General features: G+C 44.9%; 16 protein-coding genes. 13 read left to right on the top strand and 3 right to left on the bottom strand.

All coding sequences use genetic code 11. The features are described 5' to 3' along the window. Positions 1-91: 91 nt before the first annotated feature. On the bottom strand, positions 92-673 hold the full coding sequence (locus B9A91_RS04880; RefSeq protein WP_084237273.1) for a YceI family protein: 582 nt from the start codon (positions 671-673) through the stop codon (positions 92-94). A gap of 137 nt (positions 674-810) precedes the next feature. On the opposite strand from B9A91_RS04880, the gene B9A91_RS04875 reads away from it, so the two are divergent. The 12 genes from B9A91_RS04875 to B9A91_RS04820 all read left to right on the top strand — a co-directional run bounded on the left by B9A91_RS04875 (position 811) and on the right by B9A91_RS04820 (position 19,653). Then, positions 811-1,449, top strand: a complete 639-nt coding sequence (locus B9A91_RS04875) for a hypothetical protein (protein WP_084237272.1) — start codon at positions 811-813, stop codon at positions 1,447-1,449. Positions 1,450-1,619: 170 nt separating this feature from the next. Continuing rightward, entirely contained in the window at positions 1,620-2,804 is a 1,185-nt protein-coding gene (locus tag B9A91_RS04870; protein WP_084237271.1) for an ROK family protein, read from the top strand. 42 nt (positions 2,805-2,846) lie between these two features. Then, positions 2,847-5,966 carry a SusC/RagA family TonB-linked outer membrane protein gene (locus B9A91_RS04865; protein ID WP_084237270.1) on the top strand — a complete coding sequence of 1,040 codons (3,120 nt, stop codon included), beginning with the start codon at positions 2,847-2,849 and terminating at the stop codon, positions 5,964-5,966. Positions 5,967-6,010: 44 nt separating this feature from the next. Further along, on the top strand, positions 6,011-7,921 hold the full coding sequence (locus B9A91_RS04860) for a SusD/RagB family nutrient-binding outer membrane lipoprotein (protein ID WP_084237269.1): 1,911 nt from the start codon (positions 6,011-6,013) through the stop codon (positions 7,919-7,921). A gap of 61 nt (positions 7,922-7,982) precedes the next feature. Next, the gene (locus B9A91_RS04855) at positions 7,983-9,428 is read left to right on the top strand and encodes an alpha-L-fucosidase (RefSeq protein WP_084237268.1); all 1,446 of its coding nucleotides are present in this window, start codon (positions 7,983-7,985) and stop codon (positions 9,426-9,428) included. Positions 9,429-9,447: 19 nt separating this feature from the next. Beyond that, positions 9,448-11,151 carry an alpha-L-fucosidase gene (locus B9A91_RS04850; RefSeq protein ID WP_235012459.1) on the top strand — a complete coding sequence of 568 codons (1,704 nt, stop codon included), beginning with the start codon at positions 9,448-9,450 and terminating at the stop codon, positions 11,149-11,151. A 2-nt stretch (positions 11,152-11,153) separates the two neighbouring features. Then, positions 11,154-13,766, top strand: coding sequence for a glycoside hydrolase family 2 protein (locus B9A91_RS04845; protein ID WP_084237267.1), 2,613 nt, complete (start codon positions 11,154-11,156; stop codon positions 13,764-13,766). Positions 13,767-13,769: 3 nt separating this feature from the next. After that, positions 13,770-16,007 (top strand): GH92 family glycosyl hydrolase, encoded by a 2,238-nt coding sequence (locus B9A91_RS04840; RefSeq protein WP_235012458.1) that lies wholly within the window; start codon positions 13,770-13,772, stop codon positions 16,005-16,007. A 48-nt stretch (positions 16,008-16,055) separates the two neighbouring features. Continuing rightward, positions 16,056-16,769 (top strand): 5-oxoprolinase subunit PxpB, encoded by a 714-nt coding sequence (pxpB, locus tag B9A91_RS04835; RefSeq protein ID WP_084237266.1) that lies wholly within the window; start codon positions 16,056-16,058, stop codon positions 16,767-16,769. Then, positions 16,759-17,715: a 5-oxoprolinase subunit C family protein gene (locus B9A91_RS04830; RefSeq protein ID WP_084237265.1), complete on the top strand. Its 957-nt coding sequence runs from the start codon at positions 16,759-16,761 to the stop codon at positions 17,713-17,715. The genes pxpB and B9A91_RS04830 overlap by 11 nt, the downstream gene beginning before the upstream one ends. Then, on the top strand, positions 17,708-18,466 hold the full coding sequence (locus tag B9A91_RS04825; protein WP_084237264.1) for a LamB/YcsF family protein: 759 nt from the start codon (positions 17,708-17,710) through the stop codon (positions 18,464-18,466). Before B9A91_RS04830 ends, B9A91_RS04825 begins: the two co-directional genes overlap by 8 nt. Beyond that, positions 18,463-19,653, top strand: coding sequence for an NRAMP family divalent metal transporter (locus tag B9A91_RS04820; RefSeq protein ID WP_084237263.1), 1,191 nt, complete (start codon positions 18,463-18,465; stop codon positions 19,651-19,653). The genes B9A91_RS04825 and B9A91_RS04820 overlap by 4 nt, the downstream gene beginning before the upstream one ends. Here the strand turns inward: B9A91_RS04820 and B9A91_RS04815 are convergent. Further along, positions 19,629-22,787 carry a beta-galactosidase, LacZ type gene (locus B9A91_RS04815; RefSeq protein ID WP_084239581.1) on the bottom strand — a complete coding sequence of 1,053 codons (3,159 nt, stop codon included), beginning with the start codon at positions 22,785-22,787 and terminating at the stop codon, positions 19,629-19,631. The two genes, B9A91_RS04820 and B9A91_RS04815, sit on opposite strands and share 25 nt — an antisense overlap. A 40-nt stretch (positions 22,788-22,827) precedes the next feature. Then, positions 22,828-23,085, bottom strand: a complete 258-nt coding sequence (locus tag B9A91_RS04810; RefSeq protein WP_084237262.1) for a hypothetical protein — start codon at positions 23,083-23,085, stop codon at positions 22,828-22,830. A gap of 206 nt (positions 23,086-23,291) precedes the next feature. On the opposite strand from B9A91_RS04810, the gene B9A91_RS04805 reads away from it, so the two are divergent. After that, entirely contained in the window at positions 23,292-23,861 is a 570-nt protein-coding gene (locus tag B9A91_RS04805; protein ID WP_084237261.1) for an RNA polymerase sigma-70 factor, read from the top strand. Positions 23,862-23,935 lie beyond the last annotated feature (74 nt).

Raw genomic sequence — 23,935 nt, 5'->3', positions numbered from 1 at the left:
AGATTTATACTGTAGATGAGTTGCCTTGAAAAAATAAAGCGGCAGGATATATGAGTACCCTGCCGCTTTAATTGGTATATCTCGTTATCTTTTAGTTTTGTACAAACTCTGTATTTGCATTTAAAGTTACTTCATCACTTAGCATGGCGTTGCCGTATTTGGTTCCAAAACCAAAATCAGCTCTTTTTATAGTGCCGCTAACTTTAAAACCTGCAGTAGGTTTTTTAGACATTGGATTGGTGGTAACACCTCTTAAAGTAGCATCCAGAACCACCGGTTTGGTTACACCATGGAAATTTAAGTTACCGCTTACTTTATATTTGTTACCTGAAACTTTTTTTACTGAGGTGCTTTTGAAAGTCAGTTTAGGATATTTGGCAGCATCAAAGAAATCAGCACCTTTTAAATGCTCGTCTCTTTTTTCATTATCTGTGTTTACCGAGTTCACATCTGCAGTCAATTCTACTACAGCATCAGAAAAATCTGGCTTTGAAGAAGTGATGGTGGACTGGAAGTTTTTAAATGATCCTTCTACATCGGTAATCATCAGGTGGGTAACCACAAAACCAAGTTTGGAATGTGAAGTGTCTGCCGACCATGTTGTTGGCGCTGCAGATTTAAAGGCAAAAAGAGCAGTACTTAAAACTGCTGCCGCTAATAATAATTTTTTCATATGTTTTCTATTCTATTTGTTGGATGCAAATAGACAAACTTGCTAATGGTAAATTATTGATCTATGATAAGAAAAAAAAATACTTTGCCTACATTGCCTGTGCAGTGTTAGGACTGCAATAAAACACATACACACTTATGAAAACAAAAATCTTGTTGATGGCCAGCTTAATGTTGGTCCTTACGCTAGGGGGTAAAGCGCAAAAACTGTTAAAGGCTAATTTCGTTATTGCCGACTACAAAACGGGTATACAGCACACGGTGCTTACCTACCCGAAATTTGTGATAGGTATGGATACGAATGGGAATATTGCCTTCCTGAAATCCCGTGGTTACAATGGTTCTTCAGACTGGGGCGACTTTGAGGACCACAGCGCTTCCGGTATTGAAATGATCGGTAATTTGAAGGTGACTTATTATGGCAGCACTGACTGGGACAAGGAGGGGAAGATAAAATCGGTAGAGGGTGTTCTCTTCAATTACTACGACAGGTTTGATATTCATGATGGTAAGGGTAAGCTGAAATCTATAGGGGATGAAAAGATCAGCTATAACAATGCTTTTGACATTCATGAGAAAGCTGGTACCCTGAAGTCTGTTGGCAATATCAGTATTAAATACAACAATGCTTTTGATATCCATGAAATCAAAGGAACCGTAAAATCTGTAGGACCGGTTAAAATCACTTACTATAATAAATTCGATGTGGAATCCTTGCGGGGGAAAATCCGCTCTGTAAAAGGAAATAGCCGGGAGTTGGCTGTAACCAGATTGTGAATTTTTTAATAAGTTAAATTGGTATTGAAGCGCCCTATGGCGCTTTTTTTTGTGCCTATGTTTTATTTTGTTTTATAAACATGTATCAACTTAATAAATAATTTAAAAAGATTTATGAAGTATTTCAATTATTTATTAAGTTTGTTCTTAGATACTAACCAGAATAAACTATGTTAATAGAAAAGGGCCAGGCTTTAAGGGGGGATATTGTTAAGCAGCTTTATTATAAAAACCCCTTGTCGCTTACTGAATTAAGTAAGCTCACACGTAAAAGTCTTCCATTGGTTACCAAGGTTGTCAACAGCCTTGTTGCAGAAGGGTATGTCAAAGAGCAGGGACTGGCGCCTTCAACCGGCGGGCGCAGGGCGTCTTTATTTTTACTGAACCCTGATATGCAGAAATATCTCGTAGCAGTAGCTATGGACCAGTTTACCACACGCATGGTGATTTATGACCTGGCCCGAAACTTTGTCTCGCCCGTAAGTACACTTGAGTTGAGCATTCCTGCCGATAATGGTGCTGTAGATGATCTGATCTCTTTTATTGACCGTAACATTAAGGCTTCGGGAATTGATCCGGATAAGCTTTTGGGGGTAGGTATTGGTATTCCGGGTTTTATAGATGTGGAAAACGGTACCGATCATTCTCATTTAAAAACCAAAGATGGGTCTCATCTTGGAAAATACCTGGGTAAAAAACTGGGACTGCCTGTATTTATGGACAACGACTCCAGTTTAATTGCACTTGCCGAGATGCAATTTGGTGCAGCAGCAGGTAAACGCGATGTGATGGTTGCCAATATAGGCTGGGGAACAGGTTTGGGTATGATTGTAAACGGGCAGTTGTATAGGGGGAGCAGTGGTTATGCTGGTGAGTTCAGTCATATTCCCCTGTCTAATACAGATAATTTATGCTCTTGTGGTAAGCGTGGATGCCTTGAAGTAGAAACTTCATTGCTGGTGATGACAAAAAAGGCAAAAGCAGAGATAGAAAAGGGCGCGGCAACAAGTATGGCGCAGTCGTTTAAAGATGATAAGCGGAATCTTGGGGAGCTTTTTCTGGAAGCAGCACGTAACCATGATCCGCTTGCAGTTTCTATTCTTTCTGATGCCGCTTTTCTGATTGGAAAAGGCCTGGCCACTTTAATTCATATCATGAACCCGGAGCGTATAGTGTTGAGCGGACGCGGTGCCATTGCCGGGAAAATATTACTGCCCCCCATACAGCAGGCAGTCAATGAATTTTGCATACCAAGAATTGCAGATAAAACAACTATTGTGATCTCAGAACTGGCGGCAGATGCAGAGTTGCTTGCGGCGGCCAGTCTGGTTATTGAGCACAGCACATTTGAATAACTAAAATCCAAATATCCAATTATTAACTAAACTTTAATTAACATGAAACAGTTTTACTCCCGGTGCCTGAGCGTGCTGTTGTTAAGCTTATTAACAATTGCCGCCTATGCACAAAAAAACATAACGGGAACCGTAAAGGACAAAGCAGGCACGCCGATACCGGCGGTTAGCGTGCTGGTAAAGGGCACTAAAAATGGGGTCAGTACAGATGCTACAGGCCGATATGCTATCGCTGCAAAACAGGGCGATGTCCTTGTTTTTCGTTACCTCGGTTTTAAAAGCCAGGAAGCTACGGTGGGTGCTTCTGGTGCCGTAAATATTGAACTGGAAGAAGAAGACAACAGTTTGAACGAAGTTGTAGTGACTGCGCTTGGTATAAAAAGGGAAAAGAAAGCCCTGGGTTATGCCATACAGGAAGTAAAAGGTGAAACCCTTGCCGCCGCAAAAGAACCGAACCTCGTAAACGCACTTTCTGGTAAGGTAGCTGGTCTACAGATTACCCGTTCAAATAACGGGCCGGGTGGTTCTTCGAGAATTACTTTAAGAGGAAATAACTCTTTAAACACGAAAAATGTACCTCAGGCACTGATCGTAGTAGATGGAGTGCCTATGGACAACTTTACAGGGGCAAGTAATAATGACTTTAACAACCCTTCATTAGACATGGGAAATGGCCTGGCCGATATTAGTGCTGAGGACATTGAAAGCATGTCTGTATTAAAAGGCCCTGCCGCTGCCGCATTATATGGCTCAAGGGCAGGTAATGGGGTAATCCTGATTACTACCAAATCCGGAAGGGCGCAGAAAGGATTGGGCATTACCGTATCTTCATCAATGGGTATCGAAAGCATTTTAACCAATCCTGAAATGCAGAATGCCTATGGCCAGGGAGAACTTGGAATTTATGAGCCGCTTAAGACAAGTAGCTGGGGGCCAAAAATTGAAGGGCAATCTGTAAAAAAATGGGATGGAAGTGCCGTTCCATTGACCGCATATGATAATATAGGTAATTATTTTGGTAATGGGGTTTCTTTAAACAACAGTGTCTCGTTCCAGCAGCAATATAAAGCCATTTCGGTGTATACTTCCTATAACAGGGCAGACGAAAAAAGTATGGTTCCGGGGGTGAAGTTAACCAGGAACAATTTAATGGCCAGGGCTGTGACCAAATTTGGTGCGGACGACAGGTGGACTACTGATACCAAAATTCAATATAGCAACACTTTCGCGCAAAACCGTCCGGTTGGAGGCGCAAGAAATGACAATGCATTCCGTTCCATTTATTTATTGCCAAGGTCACTTGACCTGCGCGACTTCAGGGCAGCAAAGAATGATCTGGGTAAAATGCTGTGGTTTGGTACAAGTAATATGGTAAACCCGTACTGGAGCAGGTTATACAATACCAACCAGGATGAACGCAACAGGTTTATGATGAATGGGTCATTGGGTTATAAGTTTAACAGCTGGCTGACTGCAGAGATTAAAGGAGGAGCTGATATTTACACCACCAATGGCGAAGAAAAACTGTATGATGGAAGTCCGATCATCAATAAAGGACGGTACAGCATTAACCGGTCTTCTTTCTCTGAAACCAATTTCAGTACGTTGTTTACCGCAAAACAGGATAACCTTTTTGGAAAATTAGGCGGAGCTTTGACTTTAGGTGGTAACCTCATGTCGCAAAGAAGGTTGGGAAGCGAAATTAGTACTGGTGAGATGGTAGTGCCGGATTTCTTCTCTTTAAAAAATGCTAAAGATCCGTTGAATCCTATTGAAATTGATGAAAGAAAAAAAATCAATTCAGTATATGGATCAGGACAATTAAACTGGGACGGTTACCTGTTCCTGGATGCAACCTTTAGAAATGATTGGTCATCGGCTTTAAGCAAAGCAAACCGTTCCTATTTCTATCCTTCAGTAACCACCTCTGTCGTTTTCTCTGAAATGATTACCAAAACCGGCGGTACATTGCCTTCATGGTTGTCTTATGGAAAATTAAGGGCTTCTTATGCCCAGGTAGGTAACGACATGTGGCCTTATCAGATCTACAATACTTATAAACTGGAGAAAGATCCAAATAACAATACCACAGCTTCACGAAATGACGTATTGTTTAATCCTGATGTTAAAAACGAGTTGATCAAATCGTTTGAAGTAGGCATGGAAATGCGTTTCTTCCAGGGACGTATAGGTATAGATGCTGCCTGGTATAAATCTAACGCCACCAACCAATTGATCGATCTGCCGATGGATCCTTTAAGCGGATATAAATTCCGTAAGATCAATGCCGGCGACCTCGAAAATAAAGGTTATGAGATTATGTTCGATGGCAAGATACTGAACAATCAGGATGGTTTTAACTGGAACATGCTGGTAAACTGGGCGGCAAATACAAATACTGTCAAATCCATTACTGATGATGTTAAACTTTATACTTTGGGTGGTTATGACGATGTGAGGATCAATGCCATAACCGGGCAGAAATTCGGAGAGATTTATGGCAGTAAATTCACTCGTGTTACCGATCAGAGCAGTCCATATTACGGACAATTGCTGTTAACTGCAGATGGTTTGCCAACAAGGGGAGAGCAAGGGGTACGTATTGGAAACCAGCAAGCAACAGGTCTGTTAGGTGTAACCAACAGTTTTAACTACAAAGGTTTTGGTCTTTCTTTCCTGGTTGATGCACGTATTGGCGGTCAGATTTTTTCTTCGACCAATTTCTTTATGCAATCTAATGGTACAGCTGCCATCACTGCACCTGGTGGTGTAAGGAACAACATGGTGGTACCTGGGGTTATCGCAAATGGATCGGGTGGCTATACAGAAAATACCAAAGAGGTTACGCCTGAGCGTTATTATACATGGCTTGCAGGTTACGGAAACGTGGGTATTGGTGAAGCCAATATTTATGATGCCACCAATGTACGTTTAAGAAACGTTCAGCTGAGCTACGACCTGCCGCTTAAATTCTTAAGCAAAACCCCGATCCAAAGGGCTAAGGTAGGTCTGTCCTGCAATAACGTTTGGTTGATTTCAGGGGATATGAATGGAATTGACCCAGAATCGGTTTACAGCACAAATACCACTGCGAATGGTTTTGAGAATGGCAGTGCCCCAACAAGCCGTACGTTTTTGTTTAATTTAACACTGGGCTTCTAAAGAATGAACATATAGAGGGTTTCCTCTTATAAAAATATACGTTGATGAAAACAATATTAAAAAAATCAGGCATGTTTGTCGCTACAGCTTTGCTGCTGGCCTCATGCAAAAAATTTGAGGAGTTGAATGTGAACCCCACTGCAGCCAGTGCAGACCAGGTTCAGGTAGAATACTTTATCAATAAATCTATTATTGATGCACAAATGAACCCGGATGTAGCAGAAAGATCGTTTGTGCTGTACTGGAAAACGGCCGGGCATCAGCACAGCAATGGGGGGATTTCTTCCGGTTCTTACAATGATGACTGGACGGTTGCTTACTACGATCAGGTATCTGGCTGGCTGAATGCAGCCAACACTGGTATTCAGATTGGAAATGAGCAAATCGCTAAAGGTACCAATAAAGTGTATACTAAAAATTTAATGCAGATTGCCAGGATATGGCGGGCATATTTGATGACAGAGATGTCTGACAATTTCGGGCCAGTCCCGGTAAATTCTTTCCAAGGCACCAATCCGGATTTTTCGGATGTAAAAACCATCTATTATTTTGCGTTGGCTGAACTGAAAGATGCGGTTGCCAATATTGATGAGGCTGCTGCTGTAGATGCAAGTATAGTAGCTCTTGATCCTGCTTACGGTTATAGCTACGCCAAGTGGAAAAAATATGCCAATTCCCTGCGCATGCGCCTGGCAATGAGGCTGTCCGAAGTTGATGCTGTAAAAGCAAAGTCTGAATTTGAGGATGCTGTAGCTGCTGGTAATTTTATCAAAGCAACTGATGAAACCTTCCAGGTTCAGGAAAAAGACGGATGGAATTCACTTACCGGTGTAATGAGCCGTGAATGGAACCCACAGTTTATTTCTGCTACCTTAAATAACCTTTACTTAGGCCTGGGTGGTGTAAAATCGGCAGATCAGTTAGGGGCTGCTTATCAATCGTATATTAAACCGGCTGATTACATAGGTTTGAAACTGGACGATCATTTTACCTCTATGACCAACAATCCATCTGCTGGTTACTGGTTTGATGGATTGCCTTACAGCATCGACCCACGGGCTTATAAGACCTTTATCATTCCCGGGGATTTTACAGATCCTAATTTCAATACTTATCCAAGCTGGACTACAGATGCAAAAAATACAGTGAGAAACTTATTGGATGCAGCAGGTGGCACGGTAAAAACGATTGATGCTAAATTCAACTGGAATGCATCGAATACGGGCGATTGGCAGGCAAAAGGAACTAAAAATCAATTGAGGGCCTACGAAGGTACCATGCCACGGTTGTCCAATCAGTTCAGGGCCAGCAAAAGCAAACGTATTTTCTTTGCAGCATGGGAATCTTATTTCCTGATTGCTGAAGCCGCTGAGCGTAACTGGACGGTGCCAATGACAGGAAAAGCAGCTTACGAGGCAGGTATTGCTTCAAGTTTTGAATACTGGGGGGTAACAGCCTATTTGAATGCGTATAAATCATCGACTGATTTTAGCAGAACAGGTACTTCTGTAAGCTGGGACCATACCACTGAACCTCCTGCAAGTCATGCCATGAATTTTATAAATGGTTATACAAATGCTGCCGGAACTGCCCAGGTATTGTATCCGAAAAATGACCTTTACAAAAATGGAACCGTTAAAAATGACCATTTGACCAAGATCATTACACAGAAGTTTATTGCCCAAACACCATGGTTGCCACTGGAAGCATGGAGCGACCAGAGAAGATTGGGCTTACCTTTCTTTGAGAACCCTGCTATCGAAGCGGTACTGCCAAACTTACCTGCATTAACACCATCAAATTATATGACCAGCAATGTGAAGTTCTTCCCTCAGCGGTTAAGATACCCTTCCAAGCTGGCGAATACCAATACCAATGGTTACAATCAGGCTATAGCTGCATTGGGCGGTGCCGATGCAGTGCTGACCCCATTGTGGTGGGCTAAAAAACAATAATAAAATAATTAGCTTTAAACAGGAATGCCCATGAGGGGGTATTCCTGTTATTTTTTTGGGCATGAAAAAAGTAGTCACTATCGTAATCCTCCTGGTTTTTCTTTGCATTAAGCTGAATGCACAGGAAAATGGGGTTCATCAGCAGTCAACAGTTTATGAATGGCCTAAAGATATGCTGGTAAAGCATAAACTGGACAACTGGCAGGATAAAAAGTTTGGGATGATCATACATTGGGGGCTGTATGCCGTACCTGGTATTATGGAATCCTGGACCCTTTGTTCGGAAGACTGGATTGATAGAGACAGTACGATAAGTTACGATGCGTATAAAAAGTGGTATTGGGGCCTGAATAAGCAATTTAATCCCATAAAATTTGAACCCGGACAATGGGCCCGGGCAGGTAAAAAGGCCGGAATGAAATACCTTGTTTTTACAACCAAACATCATGATGGCTTTGCCATGTTTGATACCAAAGTATCTGATTTTAGCATAGCTAAGGGGCCATTTTCAACGAATCCTAAAGCCGATGTAGCAAAATATGTTTTCGATGCTTTTAGAAAAGAAGGTTTCATGATAGGTGCCTATTTCTCTAAACCAGACTGGCATTCGCAATACTACTGGTGGTCAAAATATGCTACGGCCGACCGCAACAACAATTACGATATCAGAAAATATCCATGGAGATGGAACCAGTTTAAAAATTTTGCTTTTAGCCAGATTGGGGAATTGATGCACAACTATGGCAGTATTGATATTTTATGGCTAGATGGAGGCTGGGTAAGGCCACTGGAAACTGTAAATGCAGAAGTATTGTCTTGGGGTGCCAATATTCCAAAATGGAGCCAGGATATTGACATGCCCAAAATTGCCAGCATGGCCAGAAAGGCGCAGCCTGGTCTGTTGATGGTTGACCGTACCGTACATGGTGAGTTTGAAAATTACCAGACCCCGGAACAAAAGATTCCTGATGCGCAACTCAGCCATCCATGGGAGAGCTGTATGACATTGGGCGGTGCATGGGGCTTTGTGCCTAACGATCAATATAAACCGGCAGGAATTGTTGTACATAAACTGGTAGAAATTGTAGCAAAAGGGGGAAGCCTGCTTTTAGGCATCGGCCCGAAAGCGGACGGCACATTGCCGGATGAGGTATTTAACCGGTTAAAGGATATCGGGGCCTGGACTGCTTTAAACGGTAAAGCCATTTACAATACCAGGATAACTAAAAATTACAACAGCGGGCAAACCTGGTTTACCCAAAGCAAAGATGGAAAAACACGCTATGCCATTTATTGCCTTAATACTGATGAAAAACCTATGCGTTCAATTAGCTGGCAAGGTAATTCTCCTGCAAAGGGAACTCCGGTTACCTTAATCTCAACTGGTAAAAAGGTAGACTGGAAAGATGTGAATGGTAAAACTACAATCGAATTGCCCGAGGGCCTTTCGGGAGATAAGGCAAATATCGCACTGGCTTTTGAGTTTATGCCAGACGCTGAAAATTGATACTTAAATTAACCATACTATGATCAGAACGATAACAAAGAGAAAGCTGCCAATTGTTTTGATGCTATTGATGGCCTTTAATGCCAGGGCACAAAACGCCAGGGACAAAAAAATGCAATGGTTTGCCGATGCCAAACTGGGCATCTTTATCCATTGGGGCATTTACGCTGTAAATGGTATTTCCGAATCCTGGGCCTTTTTTAACAATTATACGCCTCATGAGCTGTACATGAAACAGCTCGAAGGTTTCAGCGCATCAAAGTATGATCCGGCCGTATGGGCAAATTTAATTAAAGAAAGCGGTGCAAAATATGCGGTAATTACCTCGAAACATCACGATGGTGTTTCGCTCTGGGATACCAGGGCACCGGGTGCTACCACCACCTTGGCACATAGCAAAGCCAGGCGCGATGTGCTGTCGCCATTCATTACTGCGCTCAAGTCTACAGGACTAAAAACAGGCATTTATTATTCCCTGCCCGATTGGAGTTACCAGAATTATGACGTTTTTACCCGAGACCGTAAAAGGTATGCGCTTAAAGATGAACCGCAACGCTGGAAAACGTTCCTGAATTATTACCAGCAGCAGCTGAATGAACTGTCAATAAATTACCGGCCAGACCTTATCTGGTTTGATGGGAACTGGGAACACAGCAATACAGAATGGGAGGCCCAAAAAACGAGGGAGTTGCTTCAAAAACACAATCCCAATATCATCATCAATTCCCGTTTGGATGAACATGGGGATTATGAAACCCCCGAACAGGGTGTTCCGGTATTAAGACCTGCAGCCGATTATTGGGAACTTTGTTATACCATGAACGATTCATGGGGCTATCAGCCCTTTGATACCAAATACAAATCGTCTAATATGATCATTCGCACTTTAGTGGATTGCATCAGTATGGGCGGTAATTTACTGCTTGATATCGGCCCCAAAGCTGATGGAACCATACCTTACCAGCAGGTACAGCTACTGAAAGACCTGGGCCGCTGGACCAAAAAACACGCAGCAGCCATATATGGCATCCAGGCGGGTATCCCGGCAGGCCATGTAAATGCAAAAACTGCATTGTCGAAAGATAAAAAGAACTTATTTATATACCTGGACTATCAGGAAAATGCCGGAATTGTGCTCGAAGGGATCCAATCAAAAATTGTAGAAGCCAATGTAGTTGGATATAAAGGTTCGGGGCTAAGCTATAAATCTTTTGGCAGCGATGGTTATCTGTTGAAGGTATTGCCTGCTGCATACGACAAAGATGTAACCGTGTTACACCTGAGGTTTGATGAACCTTTAAAAACAAGTGATCCAACTGCTGCAAAAGCTATAGCAATGCCAACTGATGAAGCCTGGGTGTTCAAACATACAGAAATATTTGACCATACCCTTCCGGGAATTCCTGCAGGGCATTACCAGGGGAATACCTTATTATCTGCAGACCGTCAGACCTTGTACCTTTTTGTGGAAGGAAAACCAACAGGCCCAATTGTACTGAAAGGCATTAAAAATAACATAAGCCGGGTCCGCGTAGTGGGTGAGGGCACCATACTGCCCTATGAAATTTACAATAAATTATACTGGAGTAAAATACCCGGCATAGTTTACATACCTGTACCAGAAGTTAAACTGGATAAACAGCTTACCGTGATTGCAGTTTTATTGGATGGTCCAATTGAACTGTACAGGGAAAAAGTTGGTGCCATTGAAAGTAATATGTAAAAATGAAGAACTACCTGATCCTATTTTTTTTATTGGCTGGCGTTAAATTAACTGCCCAGCAGCGTTATGAGCTGAACTCGGGCTGGGCCTGTAAAGCCATCACAGAAGAATTTCGTAAGGGAGAACAGCTTTCCCTGGAAAGTACCGCACTTAACGGCTGGATGCCGGCCACTGTACCCGGTACGGTGCTGACTACCCTGCTGAACAATAAAAAAGTTCCCGATCCTTTTTATGGGATGAACAACAAACTCATCAAAGATGTTTACGATACTGGCAATGCCCATTACACCTACTGGTTTGTGAAATCCTTTGAGCAGACCGCCAAAGGCGATGAGCAGGTATGGCTCAAGCTGCGTGGGGTGAACTATAAATGCGACATTTATTTGAATGGCAAAAGGGTAAACCTTAAGACCCATGAGGGGATGCACCTGCGCCAGCAGTACAACATTACGTCCTTACTTGCACCAAACGGGAAAAACAGGCTGGCTTTGTTGGTTCAGCCACCTGATTTTCCTGGTGCAGCTAATGGCGGGCAAGGCGGCGATGGCACCATTGCCAAAGGACTGACCACGCCCTATACCGCGGGCTGGGACTGGATACAGCCCATACGCGACCGCAATACGGGCATATGGGACAAGGTATTTGTGGAGAAAACCGGGGGCTTGAACCTCGAAAATCCCCATGTGGTGACGCTGGTTCCGGGCAAACGTTTGCCATCAGGCAAACAGGAACCAGCATTGATCCGCACATCCTGTGAAATAGAAAACGCGCTGAACAAAACCGTAAGCGGCTATTTGCAGTACAGCCTGGAAGGGAAAGTGGTCAAAGCAGCGGTACAGCTAAAGGCCGGCGAGAAAAAGCTGGTGAAGCTGCCCGATTTTCAGCTGCAAAACCCCAGGCTCTGGTGGCCCAACGGTTATGGTGAACATCCCTTGTATACCATCAGCTTTACCTTTGTAGACGCAGCAGGGAAACTGGCCGACAAAGAAAGTGTACAGTTCGGGGTAAGGGAGATCAGCACCCGCTGGAACGAACGTACCCGGAGCCGTGAAAACCTGGTCAACGGGCAAAAGATCTTCATCAAAGGGGGCAACTGGATCATCTCTGATGCCATGCTCCGCTTTTCAGATGAACGCTACGATGCGGAAGTGCGCTACCATCGCGAGATGAACCTGAACCTGATCCGCATCTGGGGTGGGGCTATCATTGAAAGGCCTGAGTTTTACCAGGCCTGCGACAAATATGGGATGCTGGTGTTCCAGGACTTCTGGTTCAGCGGCGATTGCAATGGCAAATGGCAGGACCCTTTGAAAAAGGACGACCAATGGACCCGCAGGCAGTACCCTGATGATCACGGACTGGTCCTTACCGCTGCTGCAGATCAGATCAAAATGATCCGGAACCATCCCTCACTGGCCTTCTGGTGCGGGGGCAACGAAATCACCCCGCCCGATGATATCCTATACCCACTCAAAGAAAAAATACTTCCCGAGCTGGATGGTACCCGCTATTTCTTTGATTATTCCAACAGCAACGACATGTCCTACAATTTCCTGGGCGGTAATGGCGATGGACCTTATACCATTCAGGACCCGAAAAGCTTCTGGTCTTTCCGTACCTATCCCTATAACTCAGAAGTGGGCTCGGTTGGGGTAGGTGATTATGCTTCACTGAAACGTTTTATCCCTGAAGGGAACATGGCCCCGCCACAGAACGGGCAGCAGCCGGATTCGGTATGGGCCTACCACAAGTACATTCCTTACGACCATCACATTGAGCCCTATGGGAAAGCAAAGGATGCCAGAGATTTTGCCATGAAGGCGCAGCTGGTCAATTACGAGCAATACCGCGCATTGATGGAAGGCTTTTCTTCCAGGATGTGGGACTGGTATACGGGCACCATCATCTGGAAAACACAGAACCCCTGGACGGCCATGCGCGGGCAGATGTACGATTATTACCTGGACCCCAATGCCTGTTTGTACGGATTGCGCAAAGGTTCAGCGCCCCTGCACATCATGATGAACCCGCTGGACAGCATGGTAACGATAGTTAACAATGGTTTGGGGGTGGTGCGAAACGTTATGGTGCAAGCCAGTCTGTATGATATGGAAGGTAAGCTGCAGCAACAGATCCAGGCTTTTACCGAGATAGCTGCCTCTACCAGTCAGCGTACTTTCCCGGTAAATGAGGGCTTAAAAAAGCTGGATGCCAAAACAGGTTGTTTTGTGTTGCTGAAGCTGCTGGATGCCACACAAAAGGTGCTGAGCGAAAACCTGTACTGGATGCCTGCACCTGACGGTAAATACACCGGACTGCAGCACATGAAAACAGCAAAGCTGAACGTGAGCAGCCGTAAAGCAGGGAAAGGCCAGCTGGAAGTTTTGCTGAACAACGATGCAGCCGGCCCTGTTGCCTTTTTTAATCGCGTAGCTTTGGTGAATACCGCTACCGGGGAAAGGATATTGCCCGCCTTCTGTTCCGACAATTATTTTACCATACTGCCGGGCGGGGAAAAAAGCATGAGCATCGAATTTCCTGAGCAGGGCAACACTCCTTTAAGCATAGAAGTATACGGCTGGAACCTTAAAAGCCAGCTGTTCCCAATAAATTAAACCATGAAAAGAAGAGAAGTGATGATGATGCGAAAACCGGGCTTTATACTTGGCCTGATAATTTTAAGCAATGGTATTTTTGCCCAAAACAAAGCTACAGGCTTTGTTGATCCTTTTATAGGTTCTGCGGGTCATGGTCATGTATTTGTTGGTGCCAACGTCCCTTTCGGTGCCGTACAGCTTGGCCCTTCGCAGATCATACAGAGCTGGGATAAATTCAATGGCTGGGACTGGTGCAGCGGCTACAATTACAGCAGCCCCGAAATCCTGGGCTTTACGCACACCCACCTCAGTGGTACCGGTATAGGCGACCTCAATGATATTTTACTCCTGCCTGCCAATGGGAAGACACAGGTTACCCGGGCTAAATTCAATGATATGGAAAGTGGCTACGGTTCTTTTTTTTCCAAAAAAACGGAAATAGCCAAACCGGGTTATTACCAGGTGTACCTGGAGAAATACAAGGTAAAGGCCCAACTAACGGCTACCGAGCGGACAGGCTTTCACCAGTATACCTATCAAAAAACAGACAATGCCCACCTGATGGTCGACCTGGGCTTTGGCATGGGCTGGGATGAACCAGCCCAGACACATATCCGCCAGCTCGATGCAGTTACCTTTGAAGGTTACCGCTTTTCAAAAGGCTGGGCAGCAGACCAGCGGATCTATTTCGTCATCAGGCTTTCCGCACCTGTAACCAGGACAGAACTCTACAATGGTTCGGCCCCGCTTCCGGGCGCAGAAGCCAGCGGTAAAGAAATAAAGGCTGCTTTGTTTTTCGATGCGGTAAAACAGCCCCTGTTAAAAGTAAAAGTGGCCATTTCGCCTGTAAGCACGGCGAATGCACTGCTCAACCTGAATACAGAGCTGCCGGGCTGGGATTTTAATGCCTGTGTGAAACAAGCCGATGCCAAATGGGAAAAAGCTTTATCCAAAGTTAAGATCGAGGCTCCTTCATCTATAAAAACAAAATTCTATACCGCCCTTTACCATACCATGATTGCTCCGTCATTGTTTAATGATGTGAACGGTGATTACCGGGGTGCCGACAAAAAGGTGTATAAAAATGCAGGTTTTAACAATTATACCACGCTTTCCCTCTGGGATACATACCGTGGGCTGAACCCTTTAATGACCATCTTACACCCAGATCGGGTAAATGACATGGTTAAAACCATGTTGGCCATTTACCAGCAGCAGGGCAAATTGCCGGTATGGCACCTGCATGGCAATGAAACCAATTGTATGATCGGTTACCCGGCAGTGCCTGTTATTGCCGATGCCTGGTTAAAGGGGTTCCGGAATTACGATACTGAACTGGCCTATCAGGCCATGCGGCATTCGGCCATGCAGGATACCAATGGCATCCAATATATCCAAAAGCTGCAGTTCATTCCTGCCGAGAAGGTAGAGGAATCGGTGGCCAAGGCCCTGGAATATGCCATTTCCGATTGGTGCATTGCACAAATGGCCAAAGCCTTAAATAAGAACGAAGATTACCGGTATTTTGCTGAACGTAGTAAACTTTACCAGCAATACTTTGATAAAGGTACCGGCCATTTCCGTGGTCGAATGGCCGATGGTTCCTGGCGTAGCCCTTTTAACCCTTACAATGCGGTACACCGTCAGAACGATTACTGCGAAGGCAATGCCTGGCAATACAGTTGGCTGGTGCCCCAGGACGTCCCCGGTCTTATTCAGGAATTTGGCGGCAGGCAGCCTTTTTTAAACAAGCTGGATTCCCTGTTTAGCATTTCTTCGGTACTGGATGACAAAACCTCGCCCGATATTTCCGGTTTAATTGGTCAGTACGCCCACGGCAATGAACCCAATCACCATATCCCTTATTTATACAACCTGGCCGGGCAGCCCTGGAAAACGGCTGAGCTGATCCGGAAGATTGACCAGCAGTTTTATACCAATAAGCCCGATGGCCTTTGTGGCAATGACGACGCAGGGGAGATGAGTGCCTGGTATGTGTTCTCGGCTTTGGGATTTTACCCGCTGAACCCGGCCAGTGGAGCATATGTATTCGGCTCACCGCTCATTAACGAAGCAGTGATCAGTTTGCCAGGCGCCAAAAAGTTCCATATAAAGGTTATAGGAAACAGCCCTGCGAATAAATACATCCAAAAGGTGGTATGGAATGGAAAAAATCATTCTACGTCTTCGCTGTTGCATTCAACCATTACAAATGGGGGTGAAATGCGTATAGAAATGGGAGACAAGCCTTCAAAATAATATGCGTAGTTAAGAAAATATTGCTCATCTTAGTTCATATTAATCAGGATGAGTTTAACGCAGCAAAACCTTGTTCAATACTACCCGCTGGGTGATTCAGCTGTAGTGATGCAGTTTGGTGATGTGATCAGTAAAACGATCAATCTTCAGGTAAGGGCTGTGGCGGCATGGTTGGATGAATATACTTTTGAAGGTTTTGTGGAGTATGTGCCTGCATTTACCAGCATTACCATTTATTATGAACCCTGGTTGCTCAAATATGATGAAATAGTTTTACTGCTGCAGGAAATGACAGGAGCTATAGACGATACTGAAATGCAGGAGCAATCAGCAGTACGGATCATTCCGGTTCATTATGGCGGGGCAATGGGGCCGGATCTGGAATATGTGGCAAACTACCATCATATCAGTATGGATGAGGTCATAGCCCTACATACTCAACCCGAATACCTGGTTTATATGATAGGCTTTGCACCTGGCTTTCCCTATCTTGGAGGAATGGACGAAAGGATTGCAACACCAAGGAAAGAAAACCCCAGGCCAAAGATCCCAAGGGGAGCAGTGGGCATTGCGGGAAGTCAGACAGGCGTGTACCCTATGGAAACACCCGGTGGCTGGCAGCTCATTGGACAAACGCCATTAGAACTATTTGACATCGGAAAGGAAGAACCTGCATTGCTTAAGGCTGGTGACAGGGTACGCTTTAGTCCGGTTACTGCAGCAGAGTGGTTAAAAATTAAATCGGAGGGGGATGGGAATTAGCATATTGAAACCGGGTTTATTGACCACATTGCAGGACCTGGGCCGGTATGGCTACCAGAAATCAGGGATGGCGGTAAGTGGTGCTATGGATGACCTTGCATTAAAGATAGGTAATTTACTACTGGGCAATGCTGTTCATGAGGCCAGTCTGGAATGTACCCTTGCGGGGCCTGTAATTGTTTTTGAAGTGCAGCAAATGATTGCCATTACCGGTGGAAATCTATCTCCAAAACTGAATGGTGAGGCCGTTGAGATGTGGAGGCCATTGTATGTGCCAAAGGGTTCAACATTATCCTTCGGAAAAGCTGTAGACGGCTGTCGCAGCTACATCTGTGTTTACGGTGGTTTTGACGTTCCCCAGGTTTTATCCAGCCAGTCCACTTACCTGCGGGCAGGAATTGGAGGCTGGGAGGGCAGGGCCCTGAAAGCGGATGATCATATTCCGTTTAAAAAATCCTATCATGGCCCATCCAGGAAAATTGGCTGGTCGGCCGGCAGAAATATTTATCCGGATCTGTCTGTTCGGGCCATAAGGGTAATTAAAGGACCCGAATTTGAGCAGTTTACCCCACAAAGTATCTCCAGTTTTTTTAATGAACCCTTTACCATCAGCAGCCAGGCCGATAGAATGGGTTATCGTTTAAATGGCCCTTCGTTACAGTGGAATACCGATAAAGAACTGCTTTCTGCTGCTGTTACTTTTGGAACGGTACAGGTACCCGGTCAGGGAATGCCCATTGTGTTAATGGCCGACCACCAGACAACCGGTGGTTATCCGCGCATAGCCCAGGTGATCAGTGCCGATTTAACATTGCTGGCGCAAATGCAGCCAGGGCAGCAAATTACATTTGAATTGATTACCTTAGAACAGGCGCAGGTCTTGCTGCTCGTAAGAACACAGCAAATTAACCAGCTGCGGCAAACAATAACTTTAAAATATGGCTGATCAATTTGTTGCTGACCTGAATTGTGATATGGGAGAAGGCTATGGGGCTTGGAACATGGGAAACGATGCCGCCATTATGCCATTTGTTTCTTCTGTTAATATCGCCTGTGGCTTTCATGCAGGCGATCCGGCTATCATGAGAAAAACGGTAAAACTGGCATTGCAGCATGCTGTGTTTATTGGTGCGCATCCGGGCTTGCCCGATATTCAGGGCTTTGGAAGAAGGGACATGCACATTACAGCCGAAGAGGCTTACGAAATGGTCGTTTACCAGATCGGCGCATTGTCTGCTTTTGTAAAAGCGGAGGGCGGTACGTTGCACCATGTAAAACCTCATGGTGCATTGTACAATATGGCCGCCACTAAGCCCAGTCTGGCCGATGCTATTGCAGAAGCCATTTATAAGGTCGATCCCAGCCTTGTTTTATACGGCCTGTCGGGCAGCGAACTGATCCGGTCAGGACAAAAAGCTGGACTTCAGGTAGCCAATGAAGTATTTGCAGACCGCACTTACCAGCCAGATGGAACGCTGACCTCAAGAAAGTCACCTGGTGCTTTGATCACCAATCACCAGGAATCACTGGCCCAGGTGCTTAAAATGGTGAAGGAAGGCAAGGTAGTTTCACAACAAGGTACCGAGGTTGCCATCCAGGCCGATACCATATGCATCCATGGCGATGGGACATCGGCCTTTACATTTGCTGAACAGATTTATCATACCTTTCAAAAAGAAAATATCCGCTTTAAATGAAACAGGCAAACAACCGGTCAGTATTGATAGGCGCAGCCTTTCTAATGGCTACATCAGCTATCGGGCCGGGATTTCTGACACAAACCACCGTTTTTACCCAGTCGCTTGGCGCTAGCTTTGGGTTTGTGATCCTCACTTCTATCATTATCGATATTGGTGTGCAGCTAAACATCTGGCGGGTAATAGCCGTTTCAGAAAAAAGGGCACAGGATATTGCAAATATGTTATTGCCCGGATTGGGAGGCTTTATTTCCCTGCTCATTGTTTTTGGCGGACTGGCCTTTAACATCGGGAATGTAGCCGGGGCAGGCCTGGGCCTTCAGGCATTGCTGGGTATGGATGTGATCACAGGTTCCATCCTTTCTGCTGGTATTGCCATTGCTATTTTTCTGATCAAAGAGGCGGGTAAGGCAATGGACAGGTTTGCACAGCTGATGGGCTTCGTCATGATCATTGCTATCATTTATATTGCCATCAGTTCAGCTCCACCCCTTGCTGAAGCTGCACTCCAGACTTTTGTGCCTTTGAAACTGGATCTGGTTACCATCCTTACCCTGGTTGGGGGTACCGTTGGCGGTTACATTACTTTTTCGGGTGGGCATCGTTTACTTGATGCAGGAATTAAAGGTACAGGCGCTGTTCGGCAGGTTAGCCGTAGCGCCGTAATGGGAATATCGGTAGCTTCATTGGTGCGCATCTTTTTGTTCCTGGCTTCGCTTGGTGTTATTGGAAAGGGCCTGGTTATAGATGCAGAAAATCCTACAGCCTCGGTTTTTCAGCTTGCCGCCGGAAATATAGGCTACAGGCTTTTTGGTTTGGTTATGTTTGCAGCAGCAGTTACCTCCATTATCGGCTCTGCCTATACCTCTGTGTCCTTTATCAAATCCTTCAGCCCCAGGATCAACCAGCATGAAAACAAAGTGATCATTGCTTTCATCCTGATATCTACAGTGATATTTGTGCTTGTGGGCAAGCCGGTCAGCCTGCTAATTGTCGCAGGTGCCCTGAATGGGATTATCCTGCCCATAACCCTGGCCGTAATCCTGCTCGCCGCCTATAAAACCAGGATCGTAGGTACTTATAAGCATCCTGTATGGCTGGCCATTTTCGGATTATTGGTTGTAGGCATCATGACCTATATGAGTTGCAGTGTACTGATTGGTTACCTGAGCGGCTTAATCCAGTAACTGTATTCGTGTTTGGCAAAAGGTACCCTGTATTCCTTCATAGGCATGGAACCCCAGCTGTCTATACCCTGCATTCCACTTTGGATCAGGTCCATGTGCAGGTATATGTTGTCGCGTTTAACCAGTTCGCCCGAGTGGTATTGCTTTTTCTCCGTTTCAGGGTCAAGATCGTCCAGTGCATAAGGCAGTGCCGAAAAGTTAAGCAGGCTATCGCCCATGGCAAAGCTCAAACCTTTACCGTTTTTGTTGGTGAAATTCACCCAACGCACCTCAGATTTGTTCCCGCTTTCCTGAGGTCTGGCATAAGGGAAATACTGCTCATTTACGGTTTGCTGGTATAGGCCTACAAAAGAGCCTGTCTTACGGTCCCAATAGTTTTCGCCCGGTCCGCGTCCGTAATAGCTGATCTTGTGGAAAGCCTGGTTCAGCTGCAGGTCGTTCCCTATACGCAGCATCAGCGGGTATTTTCCTTTATTGGCCAGAAAGTGGTTGTCAACTTTAACGCTGCCATCTGCAAAAATGGTAAACAGCTGTTCAACAGCGGCATTCCCATCCAGCAGCTCTTTTTTAAAGCTAACTGTAACTGTACTTTGTGCATCCTGTTTTGCATCAGCCAATATCAATTTGCCTTCATCATAGGCATTGCGCCATTTTCTTAAGCTGCTGTTGAAGCCGGCGCCAATATCATTGTCTGTCGGCGCACGCCAGAATGCCGGACTGGGGCCCGCACTGAGAACAGGTAAACCATTTAAAGTATAGGCAGTCATCAGTCCTTTGACCATGTCAAAATCCATACTAAAATCCTTTCCCTGAATAAGGGTTTTGCCGGCTTTTTTTTCAAGGCTCAGCTTGCCCCTGGCCATGGCAGGCTTAAATATCTGAGTGGCACCGTTCCAGGCAAACTGTTCAGCTGCGATGGTATAACCTGCCGGTAAAAATGGCTCCTCCTGTTTCAGCTTGTAGTATACATTTAAAAAGTATTCCGTATTGTTTTTTACCTTGGTTTTAATGGGCAGCAGGAATTCTTTTTCTGTTCTCGGATCGATGCTTAAGTTGCTGATCACGCCTTTTTCTACAACCTTACCTTCTGCCAGAAGTTCCCATTCCAGTCTCAGATGGCCTGTACCCTTAAAGAAATAAGAGTTGTTGATTTTTAACTCATTGTTACCAGCATAGGTAGTTTTAATGTATTGATAGATCTTTTTAACCTCAACGGCCATCGGGGTCATGCCCCTGTAATTGGTAACCACACCCTTTACACAGAAATTATTATCGCTGAAATCCTCATTTACCGGTCCGGCTAAAGGAAAATCACCCCCATAGGCATTGATACGTTTGCCGTTTTTTACGGTGTCGATGGCCTGGTCTATCCATTCCCAGATAAAGCCACCCTGCAGGTTAGGCTGACTTTCAATTACATCCCAGTATTCTTTGAAATTTCCCAGGCTATTGCCCATGATGTGTGCAAACTCGCTCATGATCAGGGGCCTGTCCGGGTTGCTGTTTGCATACCTTTTTAACCAGTTCGGATCAGGGTACTGGGGCACAATCATATCCGTATTGTAATCATGTTCTGCACGCTCGTATTGTACCGGTCGCCCGTCATTGGCTTTCAGCCAGTCGTAGCCTTCGTAAAAGTTAACTCCGTTGCCGGCTTCGTTGCCCAATGACCAGGTAATTACCGATGCATGGTTTTTATCACGTTCGTACATCCGTTTGATCCTTTCCAGATGGGGTAGCCTCCATTGCTTGTCGTTGCCCAAAGTATAGGCCAGGTCATAATACCGGCCATGAGATTCTATATTTGCTTCATCCACTACATAGAGGCCATATTCATCGCACAATTCCATCCAATAAGGATCAGGCGGGTAGTGGGAATGTCTTACCGAGTTCACATTCAGTTTCTTCATCATCTCCATGTCTTTCCGCATGTCGGCATGGCTCAGGGTATGGCCCTGCGTGGCATTATGTTCATGGCGGTTTACCCCTTTAAAGAAAACCCTTTTTCCATTTACCAGGAAATTATTGCCGGTAAGCTCAACACTGCGGAATCCAATGCGTTGTGGGATCACCTCTAAAACTTCTCCATTTTTGTTTTTAAGGGTAATGAATAAGGTATATAAGGCTGGTGTCTCGGCAGTCCAGGCCAGCACATCCCTGATTTCTGTATTAAAAGTAACCGTACTTTTGTAATTGCCCAAAACTGCCTTATTACCGTTGCTTTCTTCCTGGTAAATGGTTTTCCCTTTAGGGTCTATGAGTTCCAGTGCTACTGCAAACGTATCAGGACGGCTGTGGTTGGTTTTCTTGTCGATTTTATAGTTGTTGATTTCTGCATTCACAGAAAGCAATCCGTTTTTGTAAGTCTTATCCAATGTGGCAACGGTTTTAAAGTCGCGGATGTCAAGTTTGGGGGTAGCATAGAGGTAAACATCGCGTTCTATTCCCGATATGCGCCACGTGTCCTGGCACTCCAGGTAACTGCCATCACTCCATCGGTACACCTGCAGGGCAACCAGGTTTTCGCCTGGTTTTACATATTTGGTGATGTCAAATTCGGCAGCCAGCTTGCTGTCTTCACTATAACCAACTTTAACACCATTTACCCAGATAAAAAAAGCTGATTTTACAGCACCCAGGTGGATAAACACCTGTCTGCCCTCCCAGTTTTGGGGGATATTGAACTTTTTCCGGTAAGACCCTACAGGATTATTATCGGCCGGTATGTCAAATGGAGGGTTCATTCTTGCCCCCGTATTTTTGCGGCCTGCAAACTCATAGGGCTGGTTTACATAAATTGGGGTACCATATCCATTGGTTTCCCAGTTGGCAGGTACCTTAAAGTTATCCCATTTGGTATCATCGAAGGTGTTTTTATAAAAGTCCTGAGGTCTTTTACGCGGGTCTTGCACCCAGTTGAATTTCCATTGCCCGTTCAGGCTCATGAAGTAAGCCGATTTTTCTTTTTCCCTTTTTGCAGCCATCGCTTTGTTTTCATAAGCAAAAGCTGAGGCCCGCATGGGCATCCTGTTTACCGATACCAGTTCTGGTGTTTGTAATTCAGGGGGTAGCTCCTGTGCAAAGCCCGTTAATGTGGCCAACGCTAAAGTTAAAGCAGAAAAAATGCATTTCATGTTTGTGTGGGTTGTATTCAGCATCGAACATAATTATATTTCAGCTAAAATAGCTGCGCAAACGTTTGACTGATTTTTGCGGTGCGGTAACGATTCTCTTTTCCCTTTCATCGTTACTTTTTGCCTTTCTGTCTATTCTTTGTTTCAGGTCATTTAAAAGTACAATAGCTTTAATGTAACTAAAGTTAAATGGTATGAACATTCTTGTAAAACTTTTGATCATAGCAATGGCCCTGTTGGTTGTGCCTTGTGCCAGGGCCGAATCGGATGCCCGGTTTGCTTGTGTCAGCTTCGCCAAACGGTAAACAATTTTAGGTGCCGCGGGGCATGGCTCTGGATTCTGACGAGCATGACAATGGCTTTCTCCCAAAACAGCATAAAAATAAATATGCTCAACTATAAAATACCTTGAGGTCTGATGTGCTGAAGGAGCCGCTGAAGTTAGGACAAATTAAGTGACAACATAGGAGACAGTTTTTGTACCTTTACTTTAGAGGGAATTAAATGGCCGTTTATAGTTCATATGCTGATACCGATCTTGTTGCTTTGCTTAAAGCGGGGGACAAGACGGCACTTAAAGAAATTTATGCCCGTTACCAGGGGGTGTTGTACAGCCATGCCTATCGCCGCTTACCCGAGCGGGAGGAGGTGCGGGATATCATACAGGAATTGTTCGTATACCTTTGGACAAACCGCCGGCAACTTCAATTTAAAACCAGCCTGTCTGCATACTTATATGCTTCGGTAAGGAACAGGGTACTTAACCAGTATAGGAACAGGCAGGTGCGCGATAACTTTGCAGCATCCCTGCAGGAGTTTATTGATGCGGGTGAAAATGTAATAGAAGACCAGCTGCGGGAAAAGGAATTGAGGATGTTGATAGAGAAAGAAGTTGCAGCCTTACCAGAGCAGATGAGAATTGTCTTTGAGATGAGCCGCAACCGTGATATGAGCCACGGCGAAATCGCTGATGAACTGGGTATATCTCCCAATACGGTCCGTAACCAGGTGCACAATGCACTTAAGATACTGCGTACAAAGCTTGGAAATAACAATTTGTTAACCTTATTTTAATTTTTTTCAATTTCATCTAGTACATGGCATGCTCAGGCGTGTCTTAATGGTATAAGGCGTTTTTTGCCTTGATG

The sequence above is a fragment of the Pedobacter africanus genome (assembly GCF_900176535.1).
Classification (GTDB): Bacteria; Bacteroidota; Bacteroidia; order Sphingobacteriales; family Sphingobacteriaceae; genus Pedobacter; species Pedobacter africanus.
This window is presented reverse-complemented; position numbering and strand designations above follow the sequence as displayed.